Consider the following 12034-nt stretch of genomic DNA (forward strand, 5'->3'; position numbering starts at 1 on the left):
TATACCAACCTATTAAATATTATCTGAGGTTCTTTCGTTTGAGGCTCTCATGCGTTCCTGAGGATGGTCATTAATCGTTCCATCTGCACGCTTTGACGAAAATTCAGCTTTTGCACGAGGCCCACCTTCGAACCTATTTTTGTTTTGATTTTGAAAATTACTCGCTTTATTTCTCATGTTTTTTCTCCTCCAAACAATAGGAATCGTCGCGCTTCTTAGGCACGTATGATTAGTATGAGGCAAACATCTGGGAAGTATGATTAAATGATAGGTGAAAAAATTGGTAAAGGAGAGTACATAAATGGAAGAATATAAAGAACAATTAACTGAACGACTGCTACAAAAAAATGATCAAATCACTTATGAGCAAGCATTAACCTGGGTAGAATTACTATGGGAAGATTTTGAAGCCACCTATGCAAAAGCAGGACATGAATACGCAGGGGCGGAAATGACTTTGAAGGTTGTCACACAATGGATTGACAATTATGGCGAACGGCTACATGACTTTATAGCGAAAAATCCGAAATATCGTCATTTGCTTCAAGGGGAAAATGAGATTTGATGTACATGAAATAGGTGATCTAAGAAAGGGTCTGACCTCGCAATCAACACACAGTTTAAAGATTATTTATCCTTCATTAATCTGTGTGTAGTAGTCGCGGGGTCTGACCCTTTGCATGTTGAATGATCCTTTTCAAAGTGGAATTAGCTTCAATTTCTTGCGCAATTTGTCTTCGCTAAATATCCAGCCTGTATAGGAATTTTTAATTTGAAGATCATGGTCTAGATGAACAACGGCAACAAAAGGATAAAATCCGTTGCTACGGTATCTGAGGTCGATGAATCGAACCTCGAAAAATTCGTCGAATTCAGCAATTTCAAATCGATATACTGGTGAAAAAGACAAGAAAGCGGCTAAATTTTTATCGTGTTTCGCTGTATGGAGAATCTCACTATCGGGAAGTGGAATCCGGTCAAATGTATCGAGAATCGTTACTTTTCCATTTTCTGCACGAGCGACATAATAATGTTTCTCAGCGATAACCGCCACTTTCCAGCGATGGTAGCGCATCGTTGGTGATAAAATAATCTTTGATGCAGATGGAATTGCCTTTTTGACAGCAGCTTTTATGAATCGCTGTTCTCGGAAGCGAGCGATATAGTAGATAATCAGAATGAAGTAAATCGTAAGAAACGTATAGCCAGGCGGAAATCCGAAGCCCCAAAGAATGAGTCCGGCAATATGGATCCCGAATATAAATGGATCAAATGTATTGATAATGCCAAATGCTACCCACTTTGAAGAAATCGGTCGAATGGCTTGTGTGCCATAGGCATTAAAAATGTCAACAAACACATGGAGAAATACGGCAAAAAAAGTCCAAAGCCATAGATGTAGAAGATTAGAAGAAGAAAATATACTGTAAAGAACGCCAGTAATCAAAATGGGCCAAAGCAAAACAGCTGGAATGGAATGGGTAATTCCCCGATGATTTCGAATATAGACAGCATTGTTCCGCAATTTAAGTATGGTATCGATGTCTGGAGCCTGGGAACCAATAATTGTACCAAACATAACTGCTTGGGCAGTGAGTGTATGGTCTGCCACGATAGGATCTAAAGTGGCCAGCCCTGAAAGAGCGATTCCCATGACAAAGTGAGTACCTGTATCCAAAAAGCCAACCCCTTTGTATTTGATAGTAATAGAGGATGTTCAAAAAGTCCGGTAAAAAGGCTTACGAATTGCATCAAAGCTCATGAATGACCATCTGTTAAAACCGCGGACGTCATGACGAGCAACACAGAAGTCAGCACAACCTGTGCAAGTCTGGTCTACTGCATACGTGCAAGGTATAGACGGTCGCTCCTCGAACTTCTTGGCTCTTTTTATCCCTTTTTTGAACACGCACTAATAACTTACATGTCATGAACCGTTTTTTTTATGATATCTGGATTTAAATTATAAATGTTAATATACCGTTATTTTACCCCAATTTAACAGGCTGTAATACCCCGCCTCAAGGCTTAGTGGAATCAAAGAAGCCTAAGTGAGGGATAAAAAAACCACTGATGGAAGTTTTACTTTATTCCTACTATACATCATTTAATCACATGATATACTTTGAAACGTTAAGAAATAAAAATGTACGTTCACCCTTATTTATATTCCCTTCTTTAAATGAGGTTAACATCTTGGAGGAAGAAATGTGAAAGAAGAAGAAAATGCATTAAAAACAATAGATCGTAAACAATTTCAACATGACTTAATCTCTTGGTTTGCAAGTGAGCATCGGGATTTGCCATGGCGAGAGAATAAAGATCCATACCGGGTTTGGGTTTCAGAAATCATGTTACAGCAAACTCGAGTCGATACAGTTATTCCTTATTTTAATAGGTTTATGGAGTGGTTTCCTACTCTTGATGAATTCGCAGAAGCAGATGAAGAGCGCGTTTTGAAGGCATGGGAAGGTTTAGGCTACTATTCTCGTGTCAGAAATCTGCATAGTGCTGTAAAAGAAGTGAAGGCTACGTATGGCGGTGTTGTTCCAGATACACCTGAAGAAATTGCACAATTAAAAGGAGTAGGACCTTATACAGCAGGTGCGATTTTAAGCATTGCATATGGAAAACCGGAACCCGCTGTAGATGGAAACGTGATGCGCGTACTTTCACGGATCTTGCTGATTCGAGAAGATATTGCTAAGCCGAAAACGAGGAAGACTTTTGAAGCAGCAGTCAGGGTTTTGATTGACCACGATAATACTTCGTTTTTCAATCAAGCCCTTATGGAACTCGGTGCTTTAATCTGTACACCTGGTAAACCAGCATGCTTATTATGTCCGGTGCGGGAGCATTGTGAAGCATTTAAGGAAGGTGTTCAATCAGAGCTGCCAATCAAAATCCAAAAGAAAAAAACCCGTACGGTACCACTTGTGGCGGCGGTACTTATTAATCATAAAGGTGAATTTTTAATTCATAAACGACCAAGTGAAGGTTTATTAGCTAATCTCTGGGAGTTCCCTAACTTTGAAATTCATACTGGCCTTTTGGCAAAGCGAGATTTTTTCAATCAGGAATTGCAGGAGTTACTAGGTGTAACATCAGAATTGGATAAGCTTTTGGTAAAGATCAAGCATGTCTTCTCACATCTGGTTTGGAATGTTGATACATTTTCTGGTGTTATTCCAGCAGAAATCGACCAAAATATCATGGAAAAGCATCAATTCAAATGGGTAAGTGAGATGGATCTTGAACAGTATGCATTCCCTGTCCCACACCAGAAAATGATGGCGGCTTTTAAAGAAAAAAAATGAGTGAAATAGAGGAAGATTTCCCCATAAGGAAGAGTCGGACCGCGCAATCACTCATTATATTTTAAATTAAGTGAATGGTATCGCTAGAAACTGTGAGTTAGTGCGGGGTCAGACTCTTTGGAAAAGTTGCTAGTTTGTGTGGTTGTTCAGGCAAAGTAATAAATTACACAGAACCTAAATAGGCTAGACTTAGCATCATTTGGGTTCCGTGTATTTACTTATGTGTATTCGAATAATCTGTTTCCAGATTATTTAAGCCACCACGATTTACGATTTCTTCAACAATTTCTCGATGAATCACTTGTCCTTCTTGGTTTAAATAAGGTACCATTTGTTGAAGAGAGTGATGAAAAAAAGCAAGCTCACCTTTATCCCATTCTGACTTTTGTAGCATCGACAATTCTGTCATATCACGACCAACATACATATTGTTCACTCCCTTTTGCATAATCATTCTATTTTTCATTTAAAAAGCAAATTTTATTCTTAGTTCTGAAAGGATGGATCAACCTATGACACAAAAAGTAGCACTTGTAACAGGAAGTAGTAAAGGACTTGGACGAAGCACCGCATTGACGCTTGCAGAGGCTGGTTATGATGTAGTGATTAATTATGCACGTAGTAAATCAAAAGCATTGGAAGTAGCGGCTGAGATTGAAGCGATGGGCAGAAAAACATTAGTCGTGAAAGCAAATGTTGGAGACGTAGAAAAAATTAAAGCAATGTTCCAAGAAATCGAAGAAGTGTTTGGTCGATTAGATGTGTTTATCAATAACGCGGCATCAGGCGTTCAGAGACCTGTGATGGAACTTGAGGAGTCCCACTGGAATTGGACAATGGATATTAACAGTAAAGCTTTCCTTTTCTGTGCACAACAAGCAGCGAAGCTTATGGAGAGAAACGGTGGCGGAAAGATGGTCAGTATCAGTTCACTTGGTTCGATTCGATACCTGAAAAACTATACTGCTGTTGGAGTTTCCAAAGCTGCATTGGAAGCACTAACCCGCTACCTTGCTGTTGAACTGGCACCGAAGAACATTTGCGTTAATGCGGTTTCAGGCGGTGTTATTGATACAGATGCACTCAAGCATTTTCCGAACCGCGAAGAATTATTGGCGGAAGCGGCCGCAGAAACTCCAGCTGGCCGAATTGTTTCAATGGAAGATATGGTCAAAACCATCATGTTCTTGATATCTGAAGATGCAAGCATGATCCGAGGTCAGACAATTATTGTAGATGGCGGTATATCTCTTTTAGTATAAACGGAAAAAATTGGATAAATTTAGTTATGAAAATTTGGATATCTAACTGCTTTCTTGGTTAACTTATTATTCGTGGAGGTGATTACGAATGGTAAAGAAATCAAAAGCAGGCACAGATATTCAACAAGTACAAAAGCAAAATAATGCTCAAGGACAATACGGCACTGAATTTGCGAGTGAAACGAATGTCCAAGAAGTAAAGCAACAAAATCAACAAGCACAAGCGGGTAAAAGCTATGGTCAAGCAAACGCTCAAGCGCAAGGGCAATATGGTACTGAATTTGCAAGTGAAACGAATGTTCAAGAAGTTCAGAAGCAAAACCAACAAGCTGAAGCCAAAAAAAACAGAAACGGTCAATCTTAAGGCTAATCATATACACTAGTGAAAAGGCATCCTTATATGAGGATGTCTTTTCCTTTTGATGAAGGTTGTCTTAATAATAGGTTCGATGTATATCGACAAAACTTCTCTGATCCCTACATAATCTTTTAAAGGAAATTTACTATGAAGCAAGAATACATATAGATAAAGTGAAACTAACAATCAGTGGGTGGTGCCCACTGATTGTTAGTCCCGTTCTAGTATCGCTAATACCTACGCTACGCGGAGGTATTAGCGAAACTACAAACCTGATTGGTTCAACTATACCTTTGAAAACCACAAAGGTAAGTTTCACCGTATCTTACCAATCGGGCTTTTACGGGTAGTTATCTCCACCTACGCTTCTTCGATTTCTCTAAGCTTGGGGGTGTGGGGTTACTGCCTGTTAATGCGGGATAAATATTCTTTCGGTGAGGTGGGGTCCTGAATGCGAGAATTTGATAGACTGATTAATGAGCAATTAAAAACGATGGATAAATTATTATTTCTACAAACAGAACTGGAACGTTGCCAAGCGATTGAGAAAGAATTATATGACTTAGAGCGAAAATCGCAGGTGGGTACTCTACATGACGAAATTAAGCAGATGAAACAAGAACTAAATGATATTCAAAATCAGTTTGAGAAACAAACCGAAGAAGTGATCCAATATTATCAAAAAGAACTAGCAACTGCGAAATAATGATGTAGAGATTAATTATTGGTCAAGATGAGTATAAGCGTATAAAGTCAGTAGAAACATGGAAAATCACTGTTTTTTACTGCTTTCTCCGTTTTTTTACACATTTTTACTAAATGATTAATCTCTTTTGTTTTAAAATCAGCGATAAATCGCTATAATAAAGAGATATAGGAACTTGACAGGCGTATATACAAATGGACTTACATGAATGTAAAACAGAAGTTGGTAAAAGAAAGTAGGGGAAATTAATATGGAGATTCCCACCGAAGGAGGAAGGATCCAAATTCAGAGTTACAAGCATAACGGTCACATCCACCGAATCTGGGAAGAAACCACCGTTTTGAAGGGAACACAGAATCTTGTCATCGCTGCTAATGATCGCACAATGGTAACGGAGTCTGATGGAAGAACGTGGATAACGAGAGAGCCGGCTATCTGCTACTTCCACTCAAAGTATTGGTTCAATGTGATAGGAATGCTGAGAGAAGACGGTGTTTATTATTATTGCAATATCAGTTCTCCGTTTATTTATGATTCACAAGCGCTTAAGTACATTGATTATGACTTGGATATTAAGGTGTTTCCGGATATGACCTTTAATCTGCTTGATGAGGATGAATATGAAAGGCATCGGAAAGAAATGAATTACCCGGAAGAGATCGATCAAATATTGAGAACGAACGTTGATTATTTGATTTATATGATTCGGCAACGAAAAGGACCTTTCTCTGCAGAATTTATCGATTCGTGGTATGAAAGATTTTTGACTTATCGTTGAATCAAAGGATGTCCCATAGCGAAAGGGGTCAGACCCCACATCTCCTATATATTGTTTAAGATGTGAACATGACACAATAAACGGTGTATAGAATGTGAGGTCAGACCCTTTGGGGACATCCTTTTACTTTCGAATCAACAACGTTGTAAGTGAAAAACAGTAGATTGGTGAAATTGCGTGATTTTATTTTAGTATCACCTTTAGAAAAAATGGAGGATTTCTGTGGACAGCATAAAAAGATATTTGCAATTTGTAAAACCTTATAAATGGCAGATTACAGGTACGATATTAATTGGCTTGCTGAAATTTGCCATTCCGTTATTAATCCCGCTTTTATCCAAATATGTTGTGGATGATATTATTGCAAGTTCTAAGTCTGTGGATGAAAAAACAAATCAGCTGTTTTGGGTCATCGGGATTATGCTGTTTGTTTTTGTTGTGCTACGTCCGCCGATTGAATATTATCGGCAATATTTTGCCCAATGGGCCGGTACAAAGATTCTCTACGACATTCGCAATAGCTTATTTACCCATATTCAAAAGCTCAGTTTTAAGTACTATAGCAACACAAGATCTGGGGAAGTGATTTCCCGGGTGATTAATGATGTAGAACAAACGAAGAATTTTGTCATAACGGGCTTAATGAACTTATGGCTAGATATTGCAACGATATTCTTTTCTGTGGCGATTATGTATACGATGGATGCTAAGTTAACCATTGTCAGCTTAATTATGTTGCCATTCTATGTATTCTCAATCAAGTATTTCTTTGGCAGATTACGTGGATATACGAGAATTCGTTCTCAAGCTCTTGCCGACCTACAGAGTCATTTACACGAAAGAGTTCAAGGAATGCCGGTTATAAAGAGTTTTGCTATCGAGGATTATGAACAAGAGCGGTTTAGTAAACAAAATAAGAATTTCCTTGATAAAGCTCTTCAGCATACGGGCTGGAATGCGAAATCATTTGCTGTTGTGAACACGATTACCGATATTGCGCCGCTTTTGGTAATCGGCTACGCAGGTTATGAGGTGATTAACGGGAATTTGACCTTGGGAACGATGGTGGCTTTCATTGGTTTTATTGATCGCCTTTACAACCCACTGCGTCGTCTCGTCAACTCCTCAACGACTATGACCCAAACATTGGCTTCAATGGATCGAGTGTTTGAATTGGTAGATGAAAAATATGACATTGATGATAAACAAGAGGCTGTTGAATTAAAGCAAGTTGCAGGTGGAATTACTTTTGACAATGTCTCATTTGCCTATGCAGAAAATGAGCAAGATGTGTTGAAAAATATTTACCTTGATGTCAATGCAGGAGAAACAATAGCATTAGTTGGAATGAGTGGTGGTGGGAAGTCCTCACTAATTAGTTTGATTCCGCGCTTTTATGATGTTAGTAAAGGGAGCATTTTGATTGATGGAAAAGACATTCGTGACTTCAAAGTTCGTAGTCTAAGAGACAAAATTGGGATGGTGCTACAAGATAATATTTTATTTAGTGAATCTGTGAAAGCGAATATCCTCATGGGTAAACCAGATGCCACAGACGAAGAAGTGATAGAGGCAGCTAAAGCTGCGAATGCACATGAATTTATTATGAATCTTACGGAGGGCTATGACACAAAGGTTGGTGAACGTGGAGTCAAGCTTTCGGGTGGCCAGAAACAGCGGGTGGCTATAGCTCGAGTTTTTCTGAAAAATCCGCCGTTACTTATTTTGGATGAAGCAACATCTGCGTTAGATTTAGAAAGTGAGCATCTTATTCAAGAAGCCCTCGAAAAATTGGCCAAAGAAAGAACTACGTTTATTGTAGCCCACCGACTATCGACTATCACTCATGCGAATCGAATTGTCTTAATTGATCAAGGAGAGATTGCTGAAATCGGTACACATGATGAATTAATGAAATTGCAAGGTCGCTATTACCAATTATTCCAAGTTCAACAACTCAACTTAACAGAACAAACTGCTGATTGACACGGAGAATATCGTGATTTTGATGTCAAATAGTAGTTAAAAAAGAAAATGAATAACGAGCAAGAGGTCGACATATGTCAGCCTCTTGCTTGTTATTCGTGAATCTAAGTTCTCTCAATCGTTTAGATTAACTGATACCTGGTTTTCATCTTTATGATACGATTGGAAACTGTTAATTAACTTTTCAAGATGTTCGAGCTGTTCGTCATACTCATTAATGTATGCAATGAGTGGAACTAATCTAGTGGAAAGCTCAGCTAGTTCATGATCCATTTCATTATGCTGTTTGAAAAATAAATCCAGCAGTTCTTCCCTAGTTAAACAATTTTCCATCCAGTCTTCTGCGTAACTCCCTACTCGAATTTTCCTAATATGCTTCAGTAGCATTTCTTCATGCTTGTAAATGAGGCAATCGATATGTTGAATGATCTTCAACTCAAAATCATCAGGCATCATATTAATTTCATTTTCAAATTTATGAATCCGCCTTAAAGTTTCATAGGCTTTTTTTGTTGTAATGATATGCTGCCGATATACGACAAGCTTTCTGGATGTAGAGATGTTTTCCTTCTTGTACTTGCGTTCTTCCTTAAACATGGAAAAAAGCTGCTCCATGTTTATTAAGTCATCTTTGATACGGCTGATATCTTTTTTTAGTAGCGTATGCTCAGAGGCATGGCGTGTACTAATTCGAATCCACTTTAAGATATCTTCCGTGGTGCTACTAATTTGTGAGTAAACCTTCGCTTCATACTTTGGCGGAATGAATACCAAGTTCACAAGGAATGAAGAGAGAATTCCTAATAAAATGGACAGAAACCGGAAAGATGCGAATTCCAGAAAATTACCTTGCTGGTTCTCCATAATTGCGATCACGGTAACAACGGTCAGAACAATCGTATTTTCCATTTTTAACTTTAAATTTATCGTTATGACAACCACTACGGCCAATCCGACGAGAAAAAAATTATTTCCAAAAAGCAATACGAATAAAACCGCGACGACTGCCCCAATAATATTTCCTTGTATTTGCTCCATAACTGTCTTAAATGATCGATAAATCGTCGGCTGAATAGCAAAAATAGCAGAAATTCCAGCAAAAACTGGAGCTGGCAGGCTAAGAAGTTGAGCTAAATATAATGCCAAAACAATTGCGATTCCCGTCTTAATAATGCGGGCACCAAACTTCATGAGTTAAATTCCTTTCTTCTTCTTCAATATTTTACTATACATGTATGCGATAATTATTTAATTATAAAAGTAAGGATTCATCTATGTACGTACTACTTTACACGTAAAAGATTACAAGTAAACAATAATGTAATATACATGGTTATTAGCATACTTTCAAGTGATAATTACAAATGAACGGGTAAATGTGGAAAGATAGATAGAAAGAAGGATAGTAAAGCTTAAATTAAGCCAATTACATCATTTCAAAAGTGAGGAGTTGGAATTCGGGTTTTCTGCTTTTCTTATACTTAGTGATTGGAATTCAACTCTCGGCTGATATATGAAAAAACGGCTGATCTATGCAAGGTGGGCAAGGATTTTGACAGATTCACTTGGATGAACCACTTCATATGCAATAAAGGCGGCTTAAGATAGTAGGAAATGGACGGAAACAGATTATTTGCATCGAAATTGAAATATATGCCATGAATCTAAAATTTATGCTTCAATTGAAAAAATGGGTAGATTGCATTTGTTCTTTAGATGACACTTGGCATAGCTGGTTCGGTGCAGTTAATGGTAAGTGAGTATTGATGAATTTGAGGAATTGGTCGACGATTCATTTTGTTTTTTCTTAATAAGAAAAATCTAGAAGTCATTGACTTCTAGATTTGAACGAAAGAGTATAGTTATACCATTATTTTTGTTCTTTAAGCATTTTAAATGCATGATCAACTGCAATTAATGTATTGTGGATATCTTCCTCTGTATGTGCGATTGTTAAGAACCAGGCTTCGTATTTTGAAGGAGCAAGGTTAATGCCTTGGTGAAGCATAAGTTTGAAGAACTTCGCGAATACTTCTCCATTTGTATTTTCAGCTTGCTCGTAGTTTTCAACTTTTTCGTTTGTGAAGAAAATCGTTAAAGCACCTTTTAAACGGTTAATCGTAATTTCTGTATCGTGTTTTTGGGCAGCTTTTAGGATACCATCTTCTAGAATTGCACCTAGTCGATCGAGTTCATCATAAATGCCTTCTTGTTTAAGGACTTCTAGGCAGGCAATACCTGATAACATGGAAGCTGGGTTACCAGCCATTGTTCCAGCTTGATAGGCTGGTCCAAGTGGTGCAACGGTTTCCATGATTTCTTTTTTACCACCATATGCTCCGATTGGTAAACCACCACCGATGATTTTTCCAAGCGCGGTTAAGTCTGGCTGCACTCCGAGCATGTCTTGGGCGCCGCCGTAACAAAAACGGAATGCTGTGATGACTTCATCAAATATAACAAGTCCGCCAGCTTCATGTGTTAATTCAAGGACCTCCTCTAAGAATCCTGGATTCGGTTCCACGATGCCAAAGTTGCCGACAATTGGTTCGACAAGGACAGCTGCGACTTCACTTCCCCATGTTTTTAGTGCTTCTTTAAAAGGCTCGATATCATTGAATGGTACAGTGATTACTTCTTTCGCGATTGCTTTCGTTACACCAGCAGAATCCGGTGTTCCAAGTGTTGCTGGGCCGGAACCAGCAGCAACGAGAACAAGATCAGAGTGACCATGGTAGCAACCGGCAAATTTAATGATTTTATCACGGCCTGTATACGCACGTGCTACGCGAATTGTAGTCATGACTGCCTCAGTACCTGAATTGACAAAACGAACTTTATCCATAAATGGCATCGCTTCTTTAAGCAATTTCGCGAACTTCACTTCATGAGGAGTAGGTGTTCCGTAGAGGACTCCTGTCTCAGCCGCTTTCTTAATCGCTTCTGTAATATGAGGATGTGCGTGACCTGTAATGATTGGGCCATATGCAGCTAGATAATCAATATACTTATTGCCGTCTACATCCCAGAAATAAGCACCCTCACCGCGCTCCATCACAACCGGAGAACCACCGCCAACCGCTTTGTATGAACGAGAAGGACTATTCACACCTCCAACAATATGCTCTAACGCTTCCTTATGTAAACGCTCCGAATTCGTAAAATTCATTCAAAATCAACCTCCTAAAATAACGTCATTCCCTATCATACCATTAATCCGGGAAATGGGGTCTGCCCCCTGCCTTTACATTCCAAGCCCCTTGCTACAAGTGTATTTACGAGGGGGAAGAAAGTTCGGGAAATAGGGTCTGCCCCCTAAAGATGCGTCTGAATGAAGGTGAGAAGTGCGATAATGGTTTGGGGATTTTGGATGTTAAATTCCTGATGGCGTAGTTCTCCTTTGGGATTGTAGGGTATAATCTTTCCAGTACCTTTTTCTTCATTAATAAATAATTTGAAGCTAAAAGGTGTTTCGGTAATGGAACCAGAATCATCTCTCTCAATAATTTGTCCTAGCAGTTCTCCATAATCTGCTTCAAAAAGAAAATCGTATCCGCTATTTTGAGCCAGTTTTTCAACTTGTGATAAGATTAATTGTTGTACAGAACCGATTTTATTCATTCTACT

General features: G+C 38.6%; 13 protein-coding genes. 7 read left to right on the forward strand and 6 right to left on the reverse strand.

All coding sequences use genetic code 11. The annotated features are described in order from the left end of the window. Window positions 1-12 precede the first annotated feature (12 nt). Window positions 13-177 (reverse strand): small, acid-soluble spore protein K, encoded by a 165-nt coding sequence (locus JNUCC23_RS05200; protein WP_062183486.1) that lies wholly within the window; start codon window positions 175-177, stop codon window positions 13-15. A gap of 124 nt (window positions 178-301) precedes the next feature. On the opposite strand from JNUCC23_RS05200, the gene JNUCC23_RS05205 reads away from it, so the two are divergent. Continuing rightward, window positions 302-565 carry a YfhJ family protein gene (locus JNUCC23_RS05205; RefSeq protein ID WP_454214679.1) on the forward strand — a complete coding sequence of 88 codons (264 nt, stop codon included), beginning with the start codon at window positions 302-304 and terminating at the stop codon, window positions 563-565. Window positions 566-697: 132 nt separating this feature from the next. Here the strand turns inward: JNUCC23_RS05205 and JNUCC23_RS05210 are convergent, their stop codons facing one another. Beyond that, window positions 698-1678, reverse strand: coding sequence for a metal-dependent hydrolase (locus JNUCC23_RS05210; RefSeq protein ID WP_062183480.1), 981 nt, complete (start codon window positions 1676-1678; stop codon window positions 698-700). A gap of 532 nt (window positions 1679-2210) precedes the next feature. Between JNUCC23_RS05210 and mutY the strand changes: the two genes are divergently transcribed. Beyond that, window positions 2211-3317 carry an A/G-specific adenine glycosylase gene (gene mutY / locus JNUCC23_RS05215; RefSeq protein WP_454214681.1) on the forward strand — a complete coding sequence of 369 codons (1107 nt, stop codon included), beginning with the start codon at window positions 2211-2213 and terminating at the stop codon, window positions 3315-3317. 214 nt (window positions 3318-3531) lie between these two features. Here mutY and JNUCC23_RS05220 read toward each other — a convergent pair whose 3' ends face one another. Beyond that, window positions 3532-3744 carry a hypothetical protein gene (locus tag JNUCC23_RS05220; RefSeq protein ID WP_062183474.1) on the reverse strand — a complete coding sequence of 71 codons (213 nt, stop codon included), beginning with the start codon at window positions 3742-3744 and terminating at the stop codon, window positions 3532-3534. 85 nt (window positions 3745-3829) lie between these two features. Between JNUCC23_RS05220 and fabL the strand changes: the two genes are divergently transcribed. From fabL to JNUCC23_RS05245, 5 genes are all read left to right on the forward strand, one after another. Then, window positions 3830-4579 (forward strand): enoyl-[acyl-carrier-protein] reductase FabL, encoded by a 750-nt coding sequence (fabL, locus tag JNUCC23_RS05225; protein WP_062183471.1) that lies wholly within the window; start codon window positions 3830-3832, stop codon window positions 4577-4579. Window positions 4580-4667: 88 nt separating this feature from the next. Beyond that, the gene (locus JNUCC23_RS05230) at window positions 4668-4943 is read left to right on the forward strand and encodes a gamma-type small acid-soluble spore protein (protein WP_454214684.1); all 276 of its coding nucleotides are present in this window, start codon (window positions 4668-4670) and stop codon (window positions 4941-4943) included. 445 nt (window positions 4944-5388) lie between these two features. Further along, window positions 5389-5643, forward strand: a complete 255-nt coding sequence (locus JNUCC23_RS05235) for a YgaB family protein (RefSeq protein ID WP_062183465.1) — start codon at window positions 5389-5391, stop codon at window positions 5641-5643. Between the two features lie 250 nt (window positions 5644-5893). Continuing rightward, window positions 5894-6421, forward strand: a complete 528-nt coding sequence (gene ntdP / locus JNUCC23_RS05240; RefSeq protein ID WP_403074092.1) for a nucleoside tri-diphosphate phosphatase — start codon at window positions 5894-5896, stop codon at window positions 6419-6421. A 222-nt stretch (window positions 6422-6643) separates the two neighbouring features. Further along, entirely contained in the window at window positions 6644-8407 is a 1764-nt protein-coding gene (locus JNUCC23_RS05245; protein ID WP_403074090.1) for an ABC transporter ATP-binding protein, read from the forward strand. Window positions 8408-8521: 114 nt separating this feature from the next. Here JNUCC23_RS05245 and JNUCC23_RS05250 read toward each other — a convergent pair whose 3' ends face one another. The 3 genes from JNUCC23_RS05250 to JNUCC23_RS05260 all read right to left on the reverse strand — a co-directional run bounded on the left by JNUCC23_RS05250 (window position 8522) and on the right by JNUCC23_RS05260 (window position 12028). Then, the gene (locus tag JNUCC23_RS05250; RefSeq protein ID WP_403074088.1) at window positions 8522-9598 is read right to left on the reverse strand and encodes an FUSC family protein; all 1077 of its coding nucleotides are present in this window, start codon (window positions 9596-9598) and stop codon (window positions 8522-8524) included. Between the two features lie 679 nt (window positions 9599-10277). Next, complete coding sequence (locus JNUCC23_RS05255) at window positions 10278-11576, reverse strand: glutamate-1-semialdehyde 2,1-aminomutase (protein WP_062183453.1); 1299 nt, start codon at window positions 11574-11576, stop codon at window positions 10278-10280. A gap of 146 nt (window positions 11577-11722) precedes the next feature. Then, complete coding sequence (locus JNUCC23_RS05260; protein ID WP_062183450.1) at window positions 11723-12028, reverse strand: hypothetical protein; 306 nt, start codon at window positions 12026-12028, stop codon at window positions 11723-11725. Window positions 12029-12034: the final 6 nt, after the last annotated feature.

Source organism: Peribacillus sp. JNUCC 23 (genome assembly GCF_053653995.1).

Bases quoted from the DNA above. Each gene is read 5' to 3' on its own strand.
- JNUCC23_RS05220 (WP_062183474.1), bottom strand. From the start codon at position 3,744: ATGTATGTTGGTCGTGATATGACAGAATTGTCGATGCTACAAAAGTCA.
- JNUCC23_RS05230 (WP_454214684.1), top strand. From the start codon at position 4,668: ATGGTAAAGAAATCAAAAGCAGGCACAGATATTCAACAAGTACAAAAG.
- JNUCC23_RS05250 (WP_403074088.1), bottom strand. From the start codon at position 9,598: ATGAAGTTTGGTGCCCGCATTATTAAGACGGGAATCGCAATTGTTTTG.
- JNUCC23_RS05235 (WP_062183465.1), top strand. From the start codon at position 5,389: ATGCGAGAATTTGATAGACTGATTAATGAGCAATTAAAAACGATGGAT.
- fabL (WP_062183471.1), top strand. From the start codon at position 3,830: ATGACACAAAAAGTAGCACTTGTAACAGGAAGTAGTAAAGGACTTGGA.
- JNUCC23_RS05255 (WP_062183453.1), bottom strand. From the start codon at position 11,576: ATGAATTTTACGAATTCGGAGCGTTTACATAAGGAAGCGTTAGAGCAT.
- JNUCC23_RS05205 (WP_454214679.1), top strand. From the start codon at position 302: ATGGAAGAATATAAAGAACAATTAACTGAACGACTGCTACAAAAAAAT.
- ntdP (WP_403074092.1), top strand. From the start codon at position 5,894: ATGGAGATTCCCACCGAAGGAGGAAGGATCCAAATTCAGAGTTACAAG.
- JNUCC23_RS05200 (WP_062183486.1), bottom strand. From the start codon at position 177: ATGAGAAATAAAGCGAGTAATTTTCAAAATCAAAACAAAAATAGGTTC.
- JNUCC23_RS05260 (WP_062183450.1), bottom strand. From the start codon at position 12,028: ATGAATAAAATCGGTTCTGTACAACAATTAATCTTATCACAAGTTGAA.